This window comes from Kribbella sp. WER1 (assembly GCF_054189145.1).
Genome location: NZ_CM135186.1, coordinates 5,144,528 through 5,166,841, shown reverse-complemented (window position 1 = coordinate 5,166,841; position 22,314 = coordinate 5,144,528). Strand labels below are relative to the sequence as shown.

The 22,314-nt window shown below is 68.9% G+C and carries 23 protein-coding genes; 4 read left to right on the top strand and 19 right to left on the bottom strand.

The window, feature by feature from the left end; translation table 11 throughout:
- Nucleotides 1-42 precede the first annotated feature (42 nt).
- The 14 genes from ACXJJ3_RS25035 to ACXJJ3_RS24970 all read right to left on the bottom strand — a co-directional run bounded on the left by ACXJJ3_RS25035 (nt 43) and on the right by ACXJJ3_RS24970 (nt 12,245).
- Entirely contained in the window at nt 43-717 is a 675-nt protein-coding gene (locus ACXJJ3_RS25035; protein ID WP_458164280.1) for a glycerophosphodiester phosphodiesterase, read from the bottom strand.
- Nucleotides 714-2,030, bottom strand: coding sequence for an ABC transporter substrate-binding protein (locus ACXJJ3_RS25030; RefSeq protein ID WP_458164279.1), 1,317 nt, complete (start codon nt 2,028-2,030; stop codon nt 714-716). The genes ACXJJ3_RS25035 and ACXJJ3_RS25030 overlap by 4 nt, the downstream gene beginning before the upstream one ends.
- A gap of 2 nt (nt 2,031-2,032) precedes the next feature.
- Nucleotides 2,033-2,845 carry a carbohydrate ABC transporter permease gene (locus ACXJJ3_RS25025; protein WP_458164278.1) on the bottom strand — a complete coding sequence of 271 codons (813 nt, stop codon included), beginning with the start codon at nt 2,843-2,845 and terminating at the stop codon, nt 2,033-2,035.
- Nucleotides 2,842-3,792, bottom strand: coding sequence for a carbohydrate ABC transporter permease (locus tag ACXJJ3_RS25020; protein WP_458164277.1), 951 nt, complete (start codon nt 3,790-3,792; stop codon nt 2,842-2,844). Before ACXJJ3_RS25020 ends, ACXJJ3_RS25025 begins: the two co-directional genes overlap by 4 nt.
- Nucleotides 3,789-4,616 (bottom strand): inositol monophosphatase family protein, encoded by an 828-nt coding sequence (locus ACXJJ3_RS25015; RefSeq protein ID WP_458164276.1) that lies wholly within the window; start codon nt 4,614-4,616, stop codon nt 3,789-3,791. Before ACXJJ3_RS25015 ends, ACXJJ3_RS25020 begins: the two co-directional genes overlap by 4 nt.
- A 75-nt stretch (nt 4,617-4,691) precedes the next feature.
- A complete protein-coding gene (locus ACXJJ3_RS25010) occupies nt 4,692-5,387 on the bottom strand; it encodes an MgtC/SapB family protein (protein WP_458164275.1) in 696 nt (231 codons plus the stop codon).
- Between the two features lie 21 nt (nt 5,388-5,408).
- Nucleotides 5,409-6,428, bottom strand: a complete 1,020-nt coding sequence (locus ACXJJ3_RS25005; RefSeq protein ID WP_458164274.1) for a 2-hydroxyacid dehydrogenase — start codon at nt 6,426-6,428, stop codon at nt 5,409-5,411.
- Complete coding sequence (locus tag ACXJJ3_RS25000; protein ID WP_458164273.1) at nt 6,425-7,885, bottom strand: FGGY family carbohydrate kinase; 1,461 nt, start codon at nt 7,883-7,885, stop codon at nt 6,425-6,427. The genes ACXJJ3_RS25005 and ACXJJ3_RS25000 overlap by 4 nt, the downstream gene beginning before the upstream one ends.
- A gap of 38 nt (nt 7,886-7,923) precedes the next feature.
- The gene (locus ACXJJ3_RS24995) at nt 7,924-8,724 is read right to left on the bottom strand and encodes a DeoR/GlpR family DNA-binding transcription regulator (RefSeq protein ID WP_458164272.1); all 801 of its coding nucleotides are present in this window, start codon (nt 8,722-8,724) and stop codon (nt 7,924-7,926) included.
- On the bottom strand, nt 8,721-9,338 hold the full coding sequence (locus ACXJJ3_RS24990) for a histidine phosphatase family protein (RefSeq protein WP_458164271.1): 618 nt from the start codon (nt 9,336-9,338) through the stop codon (nt 8,721-8,723). Before ACXJJ3_RS24990 ends, ACXJJ3_RS24995 begins: the two co-directional genes overlap by 4 nt.
- A complete protein-coding gene (locus ACXJJ3_RS24985) occupies nt 9,335-10,669 on the bottom strand; it encodes an FGGY-family carbohydrate kinase (protein WP_458164270.1) in 1,335 nt (444 codons plus the stop codon). The genes ACXJJ3_RS24990 and ACXJJ3_RS24985 overlap by 4 nt, the downstream gene beginning before the upstream one ends.
- A 140-nt stretch (nt 10,670-10,809) precedes the next feature.
- Entirely contained in the window at nt 10,810-11,103 is a 294-nt protein-coding gene (locus tag ACXJJ3_RS24980; RefSeq protein ID WP_458164269.1) for a hypothetical protein, read from the bottom strand.
- A gap of 220 nt (nt 11,104-11,323) precedes the next feature.
- Complete coding sequence (locus tag ACXJJ3_RS24975; protein WP_458164268.1) at nt 11,324-11,971, bottom strand: excalibur calcium-binding domain-containing protein; 648 nt, start codon at nt 11,969-11,971, stop codon at nt 11,324-11,326.
- A gap of 58 nt (nt 11,972-12,029) precedes the next feature.
- Nucleotides 12,030-12,245, bottom strand: a complete 216-nt coding sequence (locus ACXJJ3_RS24970) for a hypothetical protein (RefSeq protein ID WP_458164267.1) — start codon at nt 12,243-12,245, stop codon at nt 12,030-12,032.
- Nucleotides 12,246-12,367: 122 nt separating this feature from the next.
- Here ACXJJ3_RS24970 and ACXJJ3_RS24965 point away from each other — a divergent pair, with 122 nt between their 5' ends.
- Nucleotides 12,368-13,771: a glycoside hydrolase family 43 protein gene (locus ACXJJ3_RS24965; protein WP_458164266.1), complete on the top strand. Its 1,404-nt coding sequence runs from the start codon at nt 12,368-12,370 to the stop codon at nt 13,769-13,771.
- A 105-nt stretch (nt 13,772-13,876) separates the two neighbouring features.
- Here ACXJJ3_RS24965 and ACXJJ3_RS24960 read toward each other — a convergent pair whose 3' ends face one another.
- Genes ACXJJ3_RS24960 through ACXJJ3_RS24950 form a run of 3 tightly spaced genes read right to left on the bottom strand, consistent with a single transcriptional unit; the run spans nt 13,877 to nt 16,856 of the window.
- The gene (locus tag ACXJJ3_RS24960; RefSeq protein WP_458164265.1) at nt 13,877-14,698 is read right to left on the bottom strand and encodes a carbohydrate ABC transporter permease; all 822 of its coding nucleotides are present in this window, start codon (nt 14,696-14,698) and stop codon (nt 13,877-13,879) included.
- Nucleotides 14,695-15,573, bottom strand: a complete 879-nt coding sequence (locus ACXJJ3_RS24955; RefSeq protein WP_458164264.1) for a carbohydrate ABC transporter permease — start codon at nt 15,571-15,573, stop codon at nt 14,695-14,697. Before ACXJJ3_RS24955 ends, ACXJJ3_RS24960 begins: the two co-directional genes overlap by 4 nt.
- A complete protein-coding gene (locus ACXJJ3_RS24950; protein ID WP_458164263.1) occupies nt 15,570-16,856 on the bottom strand; it encodes an ABC transporter substrate-binding protein in 1,287 nt (428 codons plus the stop codon). Before ACXJJ3_RS24950 ends, ACXJJ3_RS24955 begins: the two co-directional genes overlap by 4 nt.
- Nucleotides 16,857-17,157: 301 nt before the next feature.
- On the opposite strand from ACXJJ3_RS24950, the gene ACXJJ3_RS24945 reads away from it, so the two are divergent.
- Nucleotides 17,158-17,877 carry a hypothetical protein gene (locus tag ACXJJ3_RS24945; RefSeq protein ID WP_458164262.1) on the top strand — a complete coding sequence of 240 codons (720 nt, stop codon included), beginning with the start codon at nt 17,158-17,160 and terminating at the stop codon, nt 17,875-17,877.
- Between the two features lie 101 nt (nt 17,878-17,978).
- Entirely contained in the window at nt 17,979-18,692 is a 714-nt protein-coding gene (locus tag ACXJJ3_RS24940; RefSeq protein ID WP_458164261.1) for a hypothetical protein, read from the top strand.
- Between the two features lies 1 nt (nt 18,693).
- Here the strand turns inward: ACXJJ3_RS24940 and ACXJJ3_RS24935 are convergent, their stop codons facing one another.
- On the bottom strand, nt 18,694-19,422 hold the full coding sequence (locus ACXJJ3_RS24935; protein WP_458164260.1) for an ArsR/SmtB family transcription factor: 729 nt from the start codon (nt 19,420-19,422) through the stop codon (nt 18,694-18,696).
- Between the two features lie 65 nt (nt 19,423-19,487).
- On the opposite strand from ACXJJ3_RS24935, the gene ACXJJ3_RS24930 reads away from it, so the two are divergent.
- The gene (locus tag ACXJJ3_RS24930; protein WP_458164259.1) at nt 19,488-20,681 is read left to right on the top strand and encodes an MFS transporter; all 1,194 of its coding nucleotides are present in this window, start codon (nt 19,488-19,490) and stop codon (nt 20,679-20,681) included.
- A 74-nt stretch (nt 20,682-20,755) separates the two neighbouring features.
- Here the strand turns inward: ACXJJ3_RS24930 and ACXJJ3_RS24925 are convergent, their stop codons facing one another.
- Entirely contained in the window at nt 20,756-22,243 is a 1,488-nt protein-coding gene (locus tag ACXJJ3_RS24925; RefSeq protein ID WP_458164258.1) for a serine/threonine-protein kinase, read from the bottom strand.
- Between the last annotated feature and the right edge of the window lie 71 nt (nt 22,244-22,314).

Below are 22,314 nucleotides of genomic sequence, written 5' to 3'. Positions count from 1 at the left end.
ATGTTCCACGGAAGAACAAATTCGCACGTTGATTTGTGTGACTCAGGACACGTGGAGGAGGTGGGGGTTGTCGGTGGTGATGCCGTCGACACCGAGAGTTGTGGCGGTGGCCAGCGTCGCGGCGTCGGGGACCGGCCAGGCGGTGACCTTCAGACCGGCGGCCTTCAGTTCGGCGACGCCGGCCGCGGTGAGGTCGGCGATGCCGCACATGGACCAACTGGCGCCGGCGGCTCGGGTCCGGGTGATGACCTCGGCCACGGGCGGCGTACGGCCGAAGATGTGGCCGGTCTCCACCTCCGGGAACAGCTCGCAGACCGCGACCAGGATCTCGGAATGGAACGACGTGACGATGGTCCGAGCGGCCAGCGCCGGGTCCGCCTTCAGGGACTCGGCGAGCAGCGGTACGGCGGCCTCGGCCTTCACCTCCGCCTGGATCCGCACGTCGACGGCGGCGACCGCCTCCGCCCAGGTCGGGATCCGCTCGCCTCCACCGGCGTCGACCGCACGCAGCTCGGCGAGCGTCAGTGCGGCGACCTCCCCGGACCCGGAGGTCGTCCGGTCCACGGTGGCGTCGTGCATGATCACGAGCTCCCCGTCGGCGCTCACCCGCAGGTCGAGTTCGATCTCGTCGCAGCCGTCCGCGATCGCCCGGCGGAACGATCGCAGCGTGTTCTCCGGTTCGGTCCCGAGCGCGCCCCGGTGGCCGGTGATGATCACAGCACCTTCTCCTCGTACAGTCGGGCGACCTCGTCGCCGATCGCGTTCAGCCGCTTCGCGACCGAGCCGAACACCTGCTGCGGTTTCGCGTTGTCCGCGTAGATCTGCTGCAGCCCGGTGTAGATCTGCACGTTCGCGTTCCGCCCGTACAGCCGGATCGCGTCCTGCTGCCGCGCGTTCTGCAGCTGCGCGATCGCCACCCCGTAGTTCGGCTGCTCGTCGATCAGCTTCTTCAGTTCAGGATCCTCGCGCGCCTTGTTCACCACCGGCAGGTACCCGGTCTGCGTCGTCCACCACGCCGAGTTCTCCGGCCGGGCGAGGAACCGCAGGAACGTCGCGGCCGCCTGCTTGCGCTCGTCGGTGATGTTCCGCAGCATCCCGATCCCGCCGCCGCCGGTGGCCAGCCCGGACGCCACCTCGGACGGGATGAACCCGGCGCCGACCTTGAACTTCGCCTTGCCGCTGATGGTCTTCATCGCCCCGGTCGATTCCTGGATCACCCCGACCAGCCCGTTCGCGAAGTCCGTACTCGGGCTGCTCGCCATGTACGCCGCGCCGAGGTCGTGCACCATCGACCGCTGCCACTCACCGGCCGCGACCGCACCGGCCTGGTCGATCGTCACATCGAGCCCGCGAGAGTAGGCGCCGCCGAACTGCCACACGTTCCCCTGGAACTGCCAGTCGCCGTCGATCTTCGCGAACGCGATCGTCCGCAGCGACCGCCCGCCGGACTGCACCTTGGCCAGCGACGGCACCCAGGAGCGCAGCTCGCTCCAGGTCCGCGGCGCCCGGTCCGGCAGCCCGGCCTTCGCGAACGCGTCCCGGTTGTAATACAGGATCGGCGTACTGCGGGCAAACGGCACCGCCCAGCTCTTCCCCTTAACGACGTACTCGCCGAACAGCTTCTCCTGGTAGACGCCCGGGCCGAACCCGTCGTCGAAGTACCCGTTCAGCGGTTCGAGCGCGTCGTTCAGGAAGAACCGTTCCCAGGTGACGTCCGACAGCACGGCGATGTCCGGCGCCTGCTTCGCGACCAGCGCGGCCGCGACCTTCTGCGCGACGTCGTCGTAGCTGCCCTGGAACTGCACCTCGACGAACACGTCGTCCTGCGAGTCGTTGAACTTGGCAACGAGCTTGTCGACCGCCTTGCCGTTCGCGCCGCCGTACGGCGACCAGAACACCACCCGGGTCCGGTTCGCGTACTGCGCCGGGACCTTGCCGGCCGGCTGCGAGTAGATCGCGTCCACCGAACGGTACCCGCAGCCCGCGAGCGTCGTACCGGCCGCGAGCCCCAAGAACATCCTGCGCCTCATGCTCATCCCTTCAGAGCTCCCGCGGTGATCCCGCCGACGATGTAGCGCTGGGCGATCAGGAAGATCAGCAGCATCGGCGCGAGCACCAGCAGGGTGCCGGCCATGATCGTGCCCCAGGCCGCCAGGCCCTCCTCGTCCTTCAGGATCAGCAGCCCGACCGGCAGCGTCCGCATCGACGCCGTGTTGGTGACGATCAACGGCCAGACGAAGTTGTTCCACTCCTCGACCGCGGTGATCACCACGACCGTGATCAGCATCGGCTGCGACATCGGCAGTACGACGCGCCACAGCGTGCGCAGGTGTCCCGCGCCGTCGACCGCGGCCGCGTCCGTCACCTCGGTCGGCAGCGTGAGGAAGTGCTGGCGCATCAGGAACGTCGCGAACGCGGACCCGATGCCGGGGATGATCAGCCCGGCGTACGTGTTGATCCAGCCGAGCGACGCGACCGTCAGGTAGTTCGGCAGCAGCGTCACGTGGCCGGGCACCATCATCGCGCCGAGCACCGCGAAGAACAGGTACTTCTTGCCCGGGAAGCGCAGGTAGGCGAAGGCGTACGCGGTCAGTACGGCGTTCACCACCTTCAACGCCGTACCGACGACCGTGATGATCGTGGAGTTCAGGAAGAACCGGTCGAACGGCGCGGCCTTCCACGCCAGGCTGAAGTTCTCCCAGGTCAGGTGCGGCCACCACGCGGGCGGCCACTGGTAGATCTGGGCCGGGTCCTTGAACGCCGTCGACAGCAACCAGTACAGCGGTCCGACGAACACGGCCGCCACACCGACCAGTACGACGTACTGGATCGCGCGTGTCTTCATCGGTAGTGCACCCGCCTCTCCATCACCCGGGCCTGCACGGCGGTGACCAGCAGCAGGATGACGAACATGATGATCGACAGCGTCGCCGCGCGGCCCGCGTTGAACGCCTGGAAACCTTCGTTGTAGATCGACCAGCTGAGCGTGGTGGTGGCGTCACCAGGGCCACCGCCGGTCAGTACGGCGATCACGTCGAACGCCTGGAACGTGCCGATCACCGTGGTGATCAGCAGGAAGAAGGTGATCGGGGCAAGCAACGGGAGCTTGATCGAACGGAACCTGGTCCAGGTGGACGCGCCGTCGATCGCGGCCGCCTCGTCGAGCTCCTTCGGCAGGCCCTGCAGACCGGCCAGGTAGATCAGCGCGGCGAACCCGACGTTCTTCCACAGGTACACGATGACCAGGCCGGGCAGTGCCCAGTCCGAGCTGTTCAGCCAGTCCGGCGGCTCGGCGCCGAGCGGTTCGATCAGCGCGCGCATCAGGCCGTACCCCGGGTCGAAGATGAACGCCCAGATCGTCGCGACCGCCGCGCCGGACAGGATGTGCGGCGCGAACGCGATCGTCCGGACCGCGCCGCGGCCCTTCAGCGGCAGGTTGAACAGGAACGCGAGCGCGAGCCCGATCACCAGACTGCCGGCCACGATCAGGCCGGTGAACAGCAGCGTCACCCAGAGCGTCTTGTGGAACGCGGGATCGGTCAGCGTCCGGCCGTAGTTCACCAGTCCGACGAACTTCGGGCGGGCCGCGATCATGTTCCAGTCGGTCAGGCTGAGGAACGCGTTGTAGACGATCGGCCAGTACGCGAACACCGCGATCACCAGCAGGTTAGGTGCCACCAGCAACGCGAACAGCCCGTACTCGCGGCGACGGCGGCGCTTCAGCTGGTCATTGCCGTTAGCAACTGTCTGTTCGTCCGGATGAGCGCGGGCCGGCAGGTCCACTACCGTCACACCGACCTCCTGGTGAGTAGTTCCAGCAACGGTTCGGCCACCGACGGCGCGGCGACCAGGATGCCTTGGGGGAAAGCCCGGACGACGGTGGCGCCGGCCTCACGGGCGATCAGCGCGCCGGCGGCGACGTCCCAGGGCTGGATGACGTGCTCGTAGTACGCATCCGCCGTACCGTCGGCGACCGAGCAGAGGTCGAGGGCGGCCGATCCACCGCGGCGGATGTCGCGGACGGCGGGTAGGACGTCTTGCAGTACGGCGGCTTGCGCGGCGCGGCGCTCGGGAAGGTACGAGAACCCCGTACTCACCAACGCATTCTCCAACCGCACCTCCCGCGACGGACCAAGGCGCCGCGGGAGCGGCGCCGCCTCCCGGCGAACCACGTCGGCCGGGTCGGTCCGGTAGGCGCCGCCTGCGCGGGTCGCGGACCAGGTGGTGCCGGTGCGGGCGTGGTGTACGGCCCCGGCGATCGCGCCGTCGGCGTCCTCGACGGCGATCGAGATGCTCCAGTCGGCGCGCCCGTACAGATAGTTGACCGTCCCGTCGAGCGGATCGATCACCCAGGTGAGCCCACTCGTCGACGCCCGCGACGCACCTTCCTCACCAAGCAGACCGTCACCCGGACGAGCCGCCGTGATGCCGTCGACGATCAGCTTCTCGGCCGCGCGGTCGGCCGCACTGACCGGGTCACTCGCGGAACTCTTGGTCTCCACACCGGCCGCGTCGATCGACAGGTCGCGCTGCCGGGCGAGCAGTTCCTCCCCGGCCGCGACCGCCAGCCGAGCGGCCAGGTCACGGAGGTCAACGGGATGCGAGCCAGTGGACATGCCGGTGAAATTATCACCGAACGATGGTTAGGTATAGAGAAATCCTGTGATTTTCACAGGGAAATCACATCGTGATCAATCATCGTCATCGTTCCGCAGCCGTACGCCGGTCACGCCGTCCACATCGTTCAACGCGACCACGAGATCCTGCAGCGGGATCCGCCCGGAGAACCGCATCGACGCCCGCACCTGCGGCCGCCCACCGTCGCGGTGTACTTCGGTCCCGAGCACCGACGCCTCGAACCCCATCGCCGTCGCGGTGGCCAGGATCGACCGCAGTACGCCGGACCCGTCCTCGTACCGCACCGTCACGATCCGCCGCCGATCCGGCGACGGCAGCAACCGCCCGAGCCGCGCGAACGGGCCGACCGCGACCAGGTGCAGCACGGTCGCCGCGACCGCGAGGATCGGCATGCCGGCGCCGCACGCCATCCCGATCGCGGCCGTCATCCAGATCGTCGCCGCCGTGGTCAGCCCGCGCACGACGTCCCGGCGCATGAAGATCACGCCCGCGCCGAGGAACCCGACGCCGGAGACGATCTGCGCCGCGATCCGGGACGGGTCGAGGTTCACCTCGGTGCCGAGCACGGCGCTGAACCCGAAGCCGGACACCAACGTGAACAGCGCGGCGCCGGTCCCGACGAGCGTGTGGGTGCGCATCCCGGCGCTCTTCTGCCGTACCTGGCGCTCGATACCGATCACCATCGACAGCACGAACGCGATCAGCAGCAGGAGCAGTTCGGTCCAAGTACTGGATGTTGCGAGTTTCATGATTCGTACCCTGTGCCCGCGTTACGCGCGGACCAGTCCAACCGGGTCCTTTCCTTCGAGGAAGGCGGCGACGGCCGCGGCGGCGATCGAGCCGGCGCGGTGTGCTGTCTGCCGGGTCGCCCCGGCCAGGTGCGGCGTCATCACGACGTTCGGCGCGGTCAGCAACCGGGAGCCCTCGGGCAACGGTTCGGCCGGGAACACGTCGAACGCCGCGGCACCGAGCTGTCCTGATTCCAGTGCGTCGACGGTCGCGTCGTAGTCGAGCAGGCCGCCGCGCGCGGTGTTCACGAGTACGCCGCCGCGCCGCATCACGGCGAGCTGCTCCGCGCCGATCAGGCCGCGGGTCTGCTCGGTCAGGCGCGCATGCAGGCTGACAACGTCGGAGCGGCGCAGCAGCTCGTCGAGCCCGACGAGTTCGATGCCGTCCGGCGGCTGCTCGACGTACGGATCCGAGACCAGCACATCGGCGCCGAAGGCAAGCATCACGCGGGCGACTCGTTGCCCGATCGCGCCGTACCCGATCAGGCCCACGGTCGAGCCGTCGAGTTCGCTGCCGCATTCGTCGTAGGCGTAGAGATCGGAGCGCCACTCGCCCTGCTCAAGGGTCCGCTGCAGGCGCGGGAGGTTGCGCAGAGCCCCCATCATCAACGCGACGGCGTGCTCGGCGGCCGCGACCGCGTTCCGCCCGGGCGTCGAGGCGACCGCGATCCCGCGCCGGGCCGCCGCCGCGAGGTTCACGTTCACCGGCCCGCCGCGGCAGACGACCAGGTACCGCAGGTCCGGCGCGGCGTCGAGCACGCGCTCGGTGAACGGGCCCATCTGCGTGACCGCGAGCTCGACGCCGTCGAGCGCCGGGATCAGCTGATCCTCCGCGTCACTGGCCTCGTCCACCTCGGCCACCCGCCCGTACGGCGTCAGCGGCCAGGGCAGTGTGACCTCCCGGAAGTCGAACGCGACGTCCGGAATCGCCTGCAACGCGTCGGCGAGCAACGCGTTGCGAACAAAGTGGTCTCCGGCGAGCAGCGTCTTGACGGTTCTCATCGATCTCCTGTGAAGAGCGGTGCTGGGTCGGACCAGCGCGGGCGGGCCGCCTCGATCCGGCGGAGGTAGTGGGCGTAGCCGTCGGCGTAGAACGCGGCGCGGGACGGGTCGGGGTCGACCTGGCGGGTGTCGGCGATCCATTCCGGGCCGGCGCTGGCGGGGTCCACCGCGCGCCGTGCACAGATCACCGCGCCGCGCGCCGCGACCTGCTCCGCCTCGGCGGTGTGCAGCGGTGCGTTCAGTACGTCGGCGAGGATCTGCGTCCACTCGCTGCTCCGGGCGCCACCGCCGCACACGGTGACGCGACCGGTCCAGCCGGCCGCTTCGAGGCAGTGTCGGGCGGCGTACGCGATGCCCTCGCAGGTGGCACGGACCAGGTCGGCCGTGGTGGTCGAGAGCGAGACGCCGTCGATCGAGCCGCGGGCGCGGGTGTCGACGAACGGGGCCCGCTCGCCGGCCTCCGACAGGTACGGGAGCACCGTCACGCCGGCGGCTCCGGGCGTGCTGTCCGCGAGCAGTTGCGGGAGTTGATCGGTGGTCGCGCCAACGAGTGCGAGCACCCGGTCGAGCGCCGCCGTACCGACCATCGCCGGCATCGCGCGCAACCAGACCCCGGGCGTCCAGGTCCCGAGGAACAGGCCGGCCGGCTCACCGTCCACGGGCAGGTCACGCGTGACGACCTGACAGGCCAACGTCGTACCCACGGTCAGCAATGCGTCGCCCGGCTCCGTCACCCCCGCGCCGGCAGCCGCCGCCGGCAGGTCGTAAGGCCCCGCGGAAACCCGAGTCCCCCGAGCCATCCCCGTCGCATCGTCCCGCAACTCCCCGACCGGCCCGGCGGCCTCGACCGGGGCCAGCAACCGCCGTACCCCCGCCAACCCGGTGGCCTGTAGCGCCTCCTCGTCGTATTCCCCCGTCCGGGGATCGAGGAACGGCGCCGACGCATCCGAAACATCGGTCGCCCGGACGCCGGTCAACGCCTGCATCACCACGTCCTTGCAGTACGCCGCCGTCCCCGCCGCCTCGACAATCTCCGGCTCCTCGGCCAGCACCGCCGCGAGCAACGGCCCGGAAGCCCCCGGGAACATCCGGTTTCCGGAACGTCGGAACACGTGTTCCGAAACCCCGTCCGCGGTCCATCGCTCGAGGATCGGGCTGCTCCGCGCGTCCAGCCACGAGATCGCCGGACGCACCGGCGTACCGTCGTCGTCCACCAGCCACAGACCGTCGCCCTGAGCCGTGATCGCCAGTACGTCGGGGCGGTTGCCCACCGTCGCCGCGAGCTCCCGGACCACCTCGTTGACCGAGGCAACAATCTCGGACGTCTCGTGTTCGAAGCGCCCGGTACTGCGGTGCAAGAGCCTGGTCGGTCGCGAAGCCTCGGCCAGCGGGCGGCCGGCGGCGTCGAACGCGACGGCCTTGGTGACTGTGGTACCTACGTCGACGCCGACGTCCATGCAGTCCCCTCCTTAACGCTCCACCTGACGTGGAGCGTTCATAGTTCGGCGACCTCCACGGTCGCGCCGTGGTCGCGCAGTGCCTCGATCAGGTCCTTCGGGGCCTTCTCGTCGACGACGACGATGTCGAAGTCGGCCAGCGGGGCGAGCCGGTGCAGGGCGGTGCGCTGCAGCTTGCCGTGGTCGACCATCAGGACCTTGGTCTTCGCCGAGCGCAGCATCGCCCGCTTCACCAGCACGATCTCCTCCTCCTGGTGGAAGGCGTGCGTCGGCGACACCGCGGAGACCGAGCAGAACAGCAGGTCGGTGTTCAGCGCCTCGACCGCCTCCGCGCACGGCATCCCGCCGAACGAGTCGTGGGTCGCGGAGTAGATCCCGCCGAGCGCCAGCAGCGTGATGTCGCGCAGCTGCGCGAGCTTGGTGATGGCCGGCAGGAAGTTCGTTGCCACGGTCAACGGTGTGATGTCCTCGAACAGGTCGACCAACGCCAGCGCGCTGGTCGAGTCGTCGAGCATCACCGACATCCCCGGCTCGATCATCGTCCGGGCGTGCCGGGCGATCGCGAGCTTCTCGGCGTGCGCGGTGTTCAGCCGGTACGCGACGTTGCTCTCGAAGACACTCGTCGGCTGCGCGCTGACCCCGCCGCGGTACTTGCGGACCACACCCTGCCGCTCGAGCTCGTCGAGGTCGCGGTGCACGGTCATCACGCTCACGCCGAACGCCTCGACCAGGTCGTTCGCCGACACCGAGCCGTGCTTCACGACGTACGCCGCGATCTCGGCCTGCCGGCGCGCGGGACGGCTCAGTTCGGCGGTGTCGCCGTCGACATCCGATGTCATGCCTGGGTCTCCAAACGTAGAGGAGGAACGTTGTACGCCTCGAGACCCACTGTGCCGTCCTGCCACCGGAAACGCACCAGCGCCGCGGGACCGAGCGCAGGTAGCAGTCTGCGGTAGTCGTTCAGCCGCAGGCCCAGCACCCTGCAGACGAGCAGCCGGATCAGCGTGTTGTGCGCGACCGCGAAGACCTTCTGCCCGGCGTGCCGGCGTCCGATCTCGTCGAAGACCTCACGCACCCGGTCGGCGGCCGCGACCGGATCCTCGCCGCCCGGGAAGTGGTCCCGCACCGGGTCGAGCTCGAACGCCTTGCCGACCGCGGGCGGCAACTCGCCGAGCATCTTCCCCTCGGCGCTGCCGAAGTCGACCTCCCGCAGCCGGGCGTCGAGAGTCGGCTCCAGCTGCAGTGCTTCCGCGAGCGGCGTGATGGTCTGGCGCGCCCGGAGCATCGGCGAACACCACAGCGCGTCCGGTGCGTAGTCGAGCGCCCAGTCCTTCAACAGCTGCGCCTGCCGGCCGCCGACCTCGTCGATCGGCAGATCCGTGGAACCGGTGTACCGGTTGCCGTGGTGCCATTCGGTCCGGCCGTGGCGGGCCAGCACGATCGTCGTCCTCATCCCCGGTACCCCCGGCGGTCGAGCTCCGCGACGAAGTCGCCGTACAGGTCGTCGAGTCGTTCCCCGCGCGGCTCGAGTACCCGGTCGACGCGGACCATCCGGCGCGCGGTCCCGGCCAGGTCGTGCCCACCGGACGCCGCCAGTACGGCCATCCCGTACGCCGGATCCGGGACCGCCGGAAGTTCCACCGGTACGCCGAGGACGTCGGCGCGCAGCTGGTTCCAGTACCCGCTCCGGGTGCCGCCGCCGGTCAGCGACACCGACCGGACCGGGTCGGCACCGAGCGCCTGCAGGTGCTCGAACGCGAGCCGCTCGACGAACGCGACACCTTGCAGCACGGCTGCATACGTATGCAGCTCGTCGGGCGTCGCGCCGAGGGTAAACCGCTCGGCCTGCGGCGCGACGAACGGGAACCGCTCCCCCGTCTTCGTCAGCGGATAGGTGACCGCCGCGACCGGGTACGCCGCGTGATCCAGAGCGTCGAGGTCGGCGCCGGGCAGGAGCTCGGTGAGTACGCCGGCGCCCGAGCTGGACGCGCCGCCCGGGAGCCAGCCGCCGTCGGGATGCCGGTGGCTGTAGACCGCGCCGGTCGGGTCCGCGATCAGGTCGGCGCTGACGCCCTTGAGGACCAGCGTCGTACCGAGGACCGAGTTCCAGGCTCCGGGAGCGAGGGCGCCGGCGGCGATCTGGGCGGCGCAGCCGTCGGTCATGCCGGCGAAGACCGGGATGCCATCGGGCGTGCGGCCGAGTTCGATGCCGGGACGGACGACCTCGGGGAAGGCTTCGAGTGGCAGGCCGAGCTTGCCGAACGCGGCCGCCGGCCAGGATTCGGCGACCAGGTCGTAGCCGGTCTTGAGCGCGTGGCTGGTGTCGGTCGCGACCGGGTAGCCGACGAGATGGGCCGCGACGAAGTCGGCGCTGTGGGCGACGCGACGGTCTGTCAGCTCCAGGTCGAGGATCTTCGGCAGCGCCCAGGTCGGCTGCATGCTCGTCGCCCAGCGGTCCGGGTCCGCGTCGACGATCTGCTCGCGACGGGCGGCCGCGCGGGCGTCGTCGTACATCAGGGCCGGGGTGACGGGGCGGCCGGAGCGGTCGGTGAGGAGGAAGGTGCCGGACGTGGAGCAGATGGCGATACCGTCGACGTCGCGGGTGCCGACCTCGGCGAGCACCGCGTCGACGGCGGTCAGCCACTCGTGCGGATCCTGCTCGTGCCGGACGCCGTCGCGGTGACTCGTGAGCGGTCGCGACGCCTGGGACAGTACGTCGCCCTTGGCGTCGGCGAGCACGGCCCGCACACTTTGCGTGCCGAGGTCGAGCCCGATCCAGCCCACGTACCGCCTCCAGGGTGAGTGTTATCTGCGCTGGTAACATAACACCAGATCGCGATAAGAGTACGCCAGCCCCTGGCCGAAGGCGGACACAAGTCGGCTCCCGGACGCCGAGGCGGACGGGAGCCGAAGTCTGGTGGCGATCAGGAATGCATGAGGAGCAGACCGGGGTCGACGGTGGCGAGCTCGACGCGGCCGGCGTCGACGGCGCCGTACGCACCGATCGGGCCGCTGCTGTGACGGCCGTTGCGGTTCAGCCAGAACCGCCAGCCCTTCGGGGCCGCGGGCCAGGCCGGATCCGGCTGCCAGCCGACCGGAGGACGCCAGCCCTCGCTCGGCGGCTCGGGCCAGTCAGGCGGCGAGTTGAACTTGTGCACGAGCGGGTCCCTTCCGGTGAACAGCGATCCGCTGTCGTCGATCCGTACCTGACGGATCAACGACCCGACGCACCGGATGTCACGGACAAATCTTCGTAAAGTTTCACCCGGTGCACGGCCCGATTCCACCACCGAAACAACCCTCCGGCAACCGTTCTCTCACCTGCCGGACTGCACGTGCATCAGCACCGGCTATCCACAGGTTGTGGGCAGTTGTGCACAGCAATGACCCCACATATCCACAACTTGTGGCGGTTATCCACAGCATTGTTGCCGTTGGCTACGACTCGCAGGCCACACCGTCTCCGTCACGGTCCAGATGCGCTGCGTAACCAGGCTGCCCGCGGTACAACGGCGCCTTACCCGCCGCGCGGACGGCGGCGCAGTTCTTGTAGTAGACGCTGCTCGTCTTCGGCGCACTCGTCGTCTTGGGCGCAGAGGTGGTCCGCGTCGTTTGCGCAAACGGTACAGGCACCGTGGTGCGGGTCGTGCGGGTGGTCGGCGGTGCCACCGTCACGGTCTGTGGCGGCACCGGGACCTGCGTGACCGTTGCCGTCGGCCCCGGAACGGTTTCCGTGACGGTCGGCCCCGCTTCGGTGACCGTCGGCCCGGACGCGGTGACGGTTGGACCAGCCGCTGTGACCGTCGGTGCGGCGCCCGTCGCCGGGGCGTCGCCGTTCCCCCCGATCGCCGCCAGGACGACGATGAACGCGGCCGCCCCGGCGCCCCATCCGGCGATCAGTTTCGTTGGCGGTTCTGCGCCGTACCGTCCGCGTGGACCGCGCGCTCGTGCCCCCTGCGCGTTCAGCCAGAACGCCCAGCCGGCCGGTGCGGGCGGCCACGAAGGATCCGGCTTCCAGCCGGGTGGTGGTTGCCAGTCGGGTGTCGGCGGTGCCGGCCAGTCCGGTGGCGAGTTGAAAGTTGCCATGGTGTGAGTTCCCCCCTCGGGGGTTACATCCAGTGACCGTGGCTCTGCGTTACAGCGGCTACGCGACTCGCGCAGGGGTTTCGCTCAGGCGGCACGGTGCGGCGCCGGCCGCGTCGAGGGCGGCGAGCTGGGAGCAGGCGAGCGTAATGGCCTCGGCCTGCGTGCGGCAGTCGGCGTACCAGAACGGGTCGTCCGGCTGCCGGTCCTCGGCGTCGTCGATGTCGGCGTACCAGCAGTCGTGCCGGTAGTGCACGACCCGCACCTTGAGCTTCATGTGCGGTACGACGCCGGCTCCGGGGCTGCGGTTCCTGTGCAAAGGGTTTACAACGTTGGAAGCAGCCGGTACAACCGAGAGCGAGACCGGTCCGCCCCCAGGTTTCGAGAGGTGCACGCCCCATGAGACTGCTCCGCGTAGCCGCAGCCGCCCTACTACTGCTCGGTGTCGTCGCGCCGACCGCACCGGCCGCCGAGATCCAGGAGAAAGCAGTGACGTCGCAGACGTTCCGGAATCCGGTGAACCCGTCGGCGGATCCGTCGATGATGTTCTACAACGGCAAGTACTACGTCGCGACCACCCGCGGCGACCGGATCGGGATCTGGTCGTCCACCAGCGCCGCGACGCTGCTCGTCCAGCCCGAGCAGGTCGTCTGGCGGGACACCGACACCAGCCGGAACACGCAGATGTGGGCGCCGGCGTTCCGGCACGTCGGCGGCCGCTGGTACATCTACTACACGGCCTCGGACGGCGTGGACGCCAACCATCGGATGTACGTACTGGAGTCGGCCGGCGACGACCCGCTCGGGCCGTACAGCTTCAAGGCGAAGATCGCCGACTTCGGCGAGTACGCGATCGACGGCGAACCGTTCACGATCAACGGCCAGCAGTACTTCGTCTGGACCGGCCCGGGCCGCGGTCAGGGCGGGCCGGCGCAGCTGTACATCGTCCGGATGAGCAACCCGTGGACGTCGACCGGCGACCGGGTCGCGATCCCGGCCGACGGCGGCTGCAGCGAGGTCCGCGAGGGCCCGACGCCCTTGTACGGCGCGACCCGGACGTTCCTGACGTACTCGACGTGCGACACCGGCAAGCCGGACTACCAGCTGTGGATGAAGAGCATCGCGAACGGCGCCGACCCGATGGTCGCGTCGAACTGGGTGCAGCACGCCGGCCCGATCTTCTCCCGCAACGACGACACCGGCGTCTGGGGTCCCGGGCACCACTCGTTCTTCAAGTCGCCCGACGGCAGCGAGGACTGGATCGCGTACCACGGCAAGAACACCAGTGTGTATACGTATTCATTCCGCACCACCCGGATCCAGAAGATCACCTGGAACGCGGACGGTACGCCGAACCTCGGCCGCCCACTGGCCGCCGGCGCAACCCAGAACCTGCCGTCCGGCGACCCCGGCTCGGCGAACTACTGGATCAACGACACCGACGCCGCGGTCGCGTACACCGGTAACTGGAGCTCCGGGTCCGGTTGCGGCAACCAGTGCTTCTGGGGCAACGACCACTGGAGCGGGGAGCCGAACGCGACCGCCACGATCAGCTTCACCGGCACCCGCGTCGCGCTGCTGAGCGTCGCCGACACCGGCAACGGCATCGCCGCGATCTCGGTCGACGGCGGCCCGGAGCAACGCGTCGACTACTACAGCTCGATCCGCGTCGGCGAGCAGCTGATGTACATCAGCCCGACACTCCCGTCCGGCCCGCACACGGTCCGCGTCCGCGTCACCGGCGACAAGAACCCGGCCTCCACCAGCGCGGTCATCAGCCTGGACCGCATCGAAGTGTACTGACAGCACAAGGTGCGCCGTACGGCGTCGACGGAACCCTCCCAGTGTGCTCCATCGACGCCACGGCGCACCTGCTCGTCTATCGGGCCTGGGAGGGTCCGCGTTACATCAGCCTTTGAGGCCCGACGCGAAGCCGCGGATGACGTACCGCTGCAGGAACAGGAACAGCAGCAGGATCGGCAGCGCGGCCAGGATCAGGCCTGCCGCGACCAGGCCGTAGTTCGAGGTGTATTGGTTGACGAAGGCAAATACCCGGACCGGGACCGTCTCGTGGCCGGAGCCGCCGAGGTACAGCAGCGGGGTGAAGAAGTCGTTCCAGATCTGGACCGCGTTCAGGATCAGGACGGTGCCGGTGATCGGGCGCAGCAGCGGGAAGATCACGTGCATGAACGCCTGCAGGTGTGACGCTCCGTCGATCAGCGCTGCGTTCGTGTAGTCGGCCGGCAGCGAGCGGATGAAGCCGGTATAGAGGAAGACCGTGAACGGCAACTGGATCCCGGTGTAGAACAGGATCATCCCCTGGTACGTCCCGAGCAGGCCGAGGTCGTCGACCAGCTTGTAGAGCGGGATCATCCCGAGCTGGAAGGGCAGGATGATCCCGACCAGGAACAGGATGTAGAGCCCGTAGCTCAAGCGGGTCGCCGTACGCGCCAGGAAGTACGCCGCGAGCGAACCGGCGGCGATCAGCAGGACGACGCTCGCGACCGTGATCAGCGTGCTGTTCAGCAACGCCGACCCGAGCCCGGCCTCCCGCCAGGCTTCGCCGAAACTGCCGACGCTCGGCGGCGAGGGCAACCCGAGCGGCTTGTTCGCGATCTGCTGCGGGTCCTTGAACGCGAGCGTCACCAGCACGTATACCGGGAACAGGAACGCGATCGCGACCACGATCATCACGACCTCGAGCAGGAACGTGCGGGGGCGGTACTTCATGCCGTCGTCTCCCTCGACCTCAGATACCCGATCTGCAGGAACGTGACCGCCGCGACGAAGATCGCCAGGACCAGCGCGACCGCGGTGCTGTAGCCGAACTTCCCGTACACGAAGGCCTGCTTGTACAACACCGTCGACAACGTGTCGGTCGCGTACCCCGGTCCGCCGTTCGTCATCGCGATGATCTGCGTGAACAGCGTCAGCCCACCGACCGTCGACAACATCACGTTGATCGTCACGGCCGGCGCGAGCAGCGGCCAGGTGATGTGCCGGAACCGCGCGACCGTCCCCGCCCCGTCAACCATCGCGGACTCGTGCAACTCGGCCGGCACGCCCTCGAGTCCCGCGAGGAAGATCACCATCGAGTACCCGGCGCACTGCCAGATCACCGTGAACGCGACCGACCAGAGCGCCAGCGAAGGATTCCCGAGCCAGTCCTGCCGCAACCCACCGAGCCCAACCGCCCCGAGCGCGGCGTTCAGCCCCGCGTCCGGCGCCGGGTTGTAGACGAACTTCCACAGGAACGACACCATCACCGGACTCACCACAACCGGCGCGAAGAACACCAACCGCAGGGCCATCCGGCTGCGAATCCGCGTGTGCACACCGAGCGCGAGCAGCAGCCCGATCCCGTTCTGCACCACGACGATCGCAACCGTCAGCAACAACGTGTTCCGCAAGGCCCCGAGCGCCTGATCGTCCTGTACCAACTGCTTGAAGTTGGCCAGCCCAACAAACGCCTTAGCATTCCCAACCCCGGACCAGTCAGTGAACGCCGACCCCGCCCCGGCAATGCTCGGATACAACACAACCAGCGCATAAACCAGCACCGCCGGCACCGCAAACCACCACGGCGGAGCAAGCCGTCCTCTCATGCGCCCTTCTTGTACGCGTCGTCCATCTTTTTCAGGGCGTCCTGGACGGTGGTTTTGCCGCCGAGGAGTTGTTGGACGACGGCGAAGTGGGTGGGTTGTACTTCGGCGTTCGGCCAGCGTTGGTCCATGAAGGGGACGGCCTTGTTGGCCTTCAGGAGGGGGAGGAACGACGTGAGGGCGGGGTCGACCTTCGCGTCGCCGTACAGCGGGACGCAGGAGACGGCTTCGGCCCAGGCGTTCAGGTTCTCCTGCTGGCCGCAGTACTCGAGGAAACTCTTCGCCTGGTCGGCCTTCTTGCTCTTCGCGCTGACGGCGACGCCGACGACCACGCCGGCCGGGATCCAGTTGTCGGCGGCAACATCCGTCGACGGGAACGGGAACATCGACAGGTCGTCCGGTGTCGGCGTCGCGGCCCGGAAGGCCGACAGTACGGCGGAGACCTGGACGGCCATCGCGGCCTTGCCGGTGCCGACCATCGAGGTGGCCTGCTCGTACGTCGTACCGTTCGGGTTGTCGTTGAAGTACCCCTTCTTCTGCAGTTCGAGGTACTTGTTCATCGCGTCGACCCAGCCGGAGTCGGCGAACGACGCCTGGCCGGCGCTCATCTTGTCGTCGAAGTCCGGCGTCTTCGCGTAGACCGTGCCGGGCACCAGCGCGTACGGGATCAGCTGGGTGATCCACGGGGTCTGCGCGCCGAGGGCGATCGGAACGATGCCCTTCTGCTTCAGCTTCTCGCAGACCGCGAGCAGCTCGGACCAGGTGGTCGGCGGCTCGACGCCCGCGGTCGCGAACGCCTTCTTGTTGTAGATCGCGCCGAGCATGCTGGAGCCGGGCGAGAAGATGTACGTCTTGCCGTCGTTCTGGAACGCGCCCTTGAACCCGTCCGGCACCTTCTGCGTCCAGGACTGGCTGCTGAGGTCCGCGAGCAGCCCGGCCTTGCTGAGCTGCACCATCGACATCGCGCTGCCGCTGCCCGGATAGACCACGTGGACGTCGGGCGCGTTGCCGCCGCCGAGCTGGGTCCGGAGCGCGGTCTGCACCTGGTCGGCCGGCGCGAACGAGAGGTTGAAGTCGAAGCCCGAATGCGCGGACTTGTACGAGTCGAGCACCTTGCGCAGGCCCGGCTCCTGGTCGCCGACACCGATCACCTTGAGCGTGCCGCCGGACGACGTACCACCGCTCCCGCCACACGCCGCCAGCGTGCTGCCGAGCGCGGTAGCGACGGCCGTACCGCCGGCCAGCTGCAGGATCCGCCTCCGGCTGACAGACCTCTCGAGTGCCATGGTTCCTCCTGAGCGCCGAGATACCGGCCAAGGATGTGAAGTAACCGCAGGATCGTGTTACTTTTGTCACGCGGGACGCTACGTACGGCCCGGGAGGGTGTCAAGACCTCGTTGAAAGGATTCAGTCGATACCGGTGTGAAAACGACTCCGGGCGGGCCGCCGGGCTTTTGGGCCGGTGCCTCGGTCGCCTGAGAAGATGGACCCCGTGCCCGCGACCGCCTTCCCGCATCCGGCCGGTACGACGCGCGTCGTACCGCGGCCCGGCGAGTCCGTGACGCCCGCCCGTGGACCGGTGCACGCGTGAGACGAGTCCTCCTGGCCGGCCTGCTCCTGCTGGCCCTGGCCCTCGGCGCAGGCGCCGGCTACTACGCCGGCGACCGCTGGGACACCCCCGACCCCACCGCCTCTGGCACCGCCGGACCGCTGGGCGCCGTCTCCCCGTCCCCCACACCGACTCCCACTCCGACCGAGCCGCCCCTCCCGGTGAAGACCCCGGTCCCGAGCAACCTGGACCCGCTGCAGCCAGGGCTCACCTACAGCAACCGCACGTTCACCGTGCACCCGAAGAACACGCAGCCGGTCCAACTGTCGGTCGACATCCCGCAGGGCTGGGCGCTGACGAGGGACCCGGACCACGACGACGAGGTCAAGTTCCTGGACAAGCTCCGGCAACGTGCCGTGCGCGTCCAGGCGGTCGAGCCGGCCACGCAGACGCCGAAGGACGCGATCGCCCAGCTGATCATCGACCTGCGGAAGAGCCAGGCGCCGGAGAACAACGTCCAGATCGTCGACCAGAGCAACGACGTGATCACCGGCGACGACGGCCGCAGCCGCGCAGTCGGCACGCTGATCTACACCTTCATCCCCGGCAACACCCTGCGGTACGTCATCGTCCGGTTCGTCGCGACGAACGGCGAACTCGCCAACATCTCGATGAGCATCACCGGCATCCCCGAGGACGCTCCCGCGCTGAAGGAAATCCTCCAGAAGGCCTCCGCCTCGGTCAGCGAGAGCGACTGACACGGACCGGCGCCGGGCTTTCACGGAATCGTTACCTGCCCGGTGCAACCTGAGAGCGGGCTCAGGTGTCTTCTGTTAGGGAGATCTGGGGAGGTGGGGGCATGGCGAGGACTGTCACCAGGCGGGCAATGCTCGGCGCCGGGTTGCTGGGTCTTGCCGGGGCCGGCGGCGCCGGGGGGTATGGGGCCGGGCTGTTCCTCACCGCGGAGCCCAGTTTGGCGGGGACGGCGGCGCCGTTGCCGATGAGTTCGGTGAGTACGTCGCCACCGCCGACGACTCCGGCTCCGCCGCGGAAGGTGACGTACGACGACTCGCCGGCGCTGGATGCGGGAGACCTGAGTTACCGGAGTCAGACGTTCTACGTGAAGAGCGTGGTGAAGTCGCGGATCACGCTCCGCGTGCCGGACGGGTGGGGGCTGACGCAGCCGTATCCGCCGAAGACGGGGCGGTTCACCGATCCGACGGGGAAGCGGTGGATCCGGGTCGAGGGTGGGTTCACGATCAAGCGGCCGCCGGCGGCGTCGATGCAGGCGCGGATCGCCGAACTGAAGCGGCTCTCGCCGGACCAGATGCTGAACCTGATCTCGCAGGAGGTCGACTCCGACTACGCCACGATCTCCTACACGTACGTGCCGCCGCCGGACCAGTCGCCGGAGGGCGTGCTGCGGTACGTGATCGTCCGGTGGGTCGCCGACGACAGCGGGAACTGTGCGGTGGAGATGAGTTCGACCGGGCTCCCGCAGGACAAGAAGGCCCTGCAGGACGTCCTCGAGCACGCCACGAAGAGCGTCGAGCGGCACGACAGCCCGCTCTGAGTCACAGCACCTGCGCGAGCCCGCGACGGCCGTCTTCTGACAGGTCGACGGCGCGTTGGTGGGGGCGGCGGTGGAGCCAGTGGCGGGTCAGGAGGGCGTTGGTGGTCGCGGCGCCCAGTTGGCCGGCCAGGTGGTGGCGTTGTTCGCTCCAGTCGACGCAGAACCTCAGCAGCGGGCGGCGGGTCGGCTGGGTGGTCAGGTCAACTCCTAGCTCGGCGAAGACCTCTACGGCGTTGGGGCCCAGGGCGTACGGGCCGTCGGGGAGTTGTTGCGCCAGGGGGTCGGTGGGGCGGCGTTCGGTGCCTTGGCCGCCGTCGGTGCGGATCAGGGCGCCACGGCGTACCAGGCCTTCCAGGAGGGCTACGCCGAGGCGTCCGGCCAGGTGGTCGTAGCAGGTGCGGGCTTCGCGGAGGGCCGCGGCGCGGGTGCTCTGGCGGAGCGAGGTGATCGGCTGGGGTTTGGCCAGGCGGGCCAGAGCTTCTACTGCTGCGGCTACGTCAGGTCCGGCGAGTCCGTAGTACCTGTGGCGGCCTGAACGTTCCACGGTGACCAGGCCGCCGTCCAGCAGCTTGCGGAGGTGTGCGCTGACCGTTTGCGGTGAAACGCCCGCCTCGGAGGCCAGGAGCGAGGCATGGAGTGCTCTGCCGTCGGCCAGTGCCATTAAGACCTTCGCCCTGGCCGGCTCAGCGATCAGCGCTGCCACGCGTGCTACGTCCGCGTCTCCGCCCATAACCCCATGCTGACACCAACACACTTCGACGGATCCCGAAGTATTGAGATGGGAACTTGGGAAGCATGCTCCTTGCACTGCTGTGCGTCGGCATCTTCCTGATCCAGCTCGACGTGACGGTCGTCAACGTGGCGCTGCCGACGATCCGGGTCGATCTCGTGACGAGCCTGGCTGGTCAGCAGTGGGTTGTAGCGGCGTACATGATCGCCTTGGCGGGCCTGCTGCTTCCTTGCGGCGCGTTGGGAGACCGTGTCGGCCACAGACGCGTCGTACTGTCCGGGCTCGCTGTCTTCGGCGGGGCCTCGCTCGCGTGCGGCCTGGCGCCCAACATCGAGCTACTCGTCGCTGCACGAGCCATACAGGGCATAGGCGCCGCCCTGCTGCTCCCAGGAACGCTTGCCGTCATTACCGACCTGTACGTCGACAGCGCCGCAAGAGCGCGCGCTGTCGGTATCTGGTCAGGTGCCGGCGCTCTCGCGCTGCCGTCCGGTCCGTTGCTCGGCGGTGCCCTGGTGGCTGTGCTGGGCTGGCGGGCCGTGTTCCTGATCAACCTGCCGATCGTCGCGGCAGGCCTTCCGTTGGCCTGGCGACTAATACCTCACCGGCAGCCCCACCAGACCCGGCCCAACGCCAGGCTGCGGATCGGCAAGGACTTCATCGGCGCCAACGTGATCGCCGGGCTGATGAACTTCGTCGGCCTCGGCACGGTGCTCGTACTGACGCTCTACCTGCAGGAACACCTGTCCCAGCAGGCGTTCCGCGCCGGACTGGAGCTCATCCCGCTCTTTCTCCCACTAGCAGTACTAGGACCGATTTCCGGCCGCATCACCGCCCGCTACGGCCCACGGCTCCCGATGACCATAGGACTGGCGTTAGGTGTCGCCGGATCGCTCTGCCTGCTCACGGTGAACAACCACAGCGGCTATGCGGCCGTCGTACCCGTGCAGCTCGGCTTAGGCATCGGTATGGGCTTCCTGACAGCAGCCGTGGTGCACGCAGCGATCGCCGCGCTGCCCGCAGACCGCGCGGGCTTTGCCAGCGGGGTCAACAACACCAGCCGCCAGGCCGTGGGCGCCTTGGGCATCGGCGTGTACGGCGCTGTCGTCGGCCACACACCCGTGTTCGTCAACGGGCTGCATGTACTCGCGTGGCTCGGCGGCGGACTGTGGGCTGTTGCCCTGGGCATCACCTGGCTGACCGTGCAGGGACCTCAGTCGACGGGCCAGATGGTGCGGAAGATGGTGGAGCGGATCCGGTAGAACCTGCGGCGTACGCACTGGATCAGCGCCGGCGAAGGCCGGAGCCGTTCGGTCGGGAAACGCATGGGGACGTCCTAGGGGGTGTACTGCACCGTGTCAGCGATCTCGGTGGCGCGCACCTGGTTCGACCCGGGTACGACCACCTGAACGAGTAGCGAGCCGCCGTCCCCGTGATCGACGACCCGCTGGAGCAGCACGATATCCGCACCGAAGCAGCCGCCGGAAACCCGGTCCGTGACCGACTGTCCACCGACCGTGTGCGGCAGCGGCGACCCGACGTTCTGGCACTGCTTGCTGTCCGGCAGCGCCAGTTTGGTGCTGGACACGCCGATGAAGACGCCCGGCGTCTCGCCTGACCAGTTCGCGTCCTCGCTGACCCGGAACGCCGGCGCACTGGTGGTACCACCTGGCACGGTCCACTGCGACGAGGCCATGGACTGCGCCCAGGCGCGCGGCAGGTTCACCTGGAACCCGTCCTTCGCGACCGTGATCACCTTGCGGCCGGCCAGGTACCACTGACCGCCGTACCCCACTCCACCGCCGATCACGAGCGCGAGTAGCGCCGCAATCACCCAACGCCCCCGTCGGCGCTTCTTCTGCGGAGGTACGACGGCTGCCGCCTCAGCCGGCGGCTCCGTGTCCTCCACGACCTCTGACGGCTCGACGGTCTTCACGACCGTCGGCTGGTTCTCGTCGCTCAGGGCGGTCTTGTCCGCGTCGTCCTCGGGTTCGTCGGCCAGTTGGACGCTCTCGCGCTCGGCGAGCGGGAAGTCGCGGGTGTCCTCGTCGAGCGCGCCGACGAGCTGCTTGGTGAACGTCTGCACGTCCGGCCAGCGTTTCTCGCGGTCCGGGTCCAGCGCCCGCACGATCGCGGCGTCGACCTGCTCCGGCAGCTCGAACCCGAGCGAACTCGGCGGCGGTGCCACCTGCACCCGGCTGGCGGCGCCCAGCCCGTCCACCTGGTGCGGGGACCGACCGGTGAGCGCGGCGTACGCGACGGCTCCCAGCGAGTACTGGTCGGCGCGCTGGTCCAGCCGCTCCCCCAACGCCTGCTCGGGAGCGACGTACGACGGGGTCCCGCCGGGCATGGTGATCCGCGACACCTCGTCGAGCGACTTGCCCAGGCCGAGGTCGGACAGCACGGCCCGCTCGCCGTCGTCGTCGGTACTGCGGAACAGCACGTTGGCCGGCTTCACGTCCCGGTGCAGCAGCCCGCGCCGGTGCAGCGCCTGCAGGCCACGGCCGACCTGGACGACCACGTCGACCGCCTCCGGGAGCGGCAGCGGCTTCTGCTTCAGGCGGTCCGCCAGCGTGCCGCGGTCGGCGTACGTGAGCACCAGGAACGGGCGCCCGTCCTCCAGCTCACCGACGTCGTGCACCTGGACGACGTGCTCGGACTCGACCCGGCGCAGGAACCGGCCCTCCTCGAGGAACCGGTGCCGGACCGAGTCGTCGTGGCCCCAGTTGTCGGCCAGCACCTTGATCGCCACCTCGGCGTCGAGCTGCTCGTCGTGCGCGAGCCAGACCGTGGCGAAACCGCCTGAACCCAGGCGTCGGCGCACGACGTACCGACCGAGTCTGGTTGGGACCCCCATACAAGGCATTATGGGTCATTGGAGTGTCCCTGACCGGG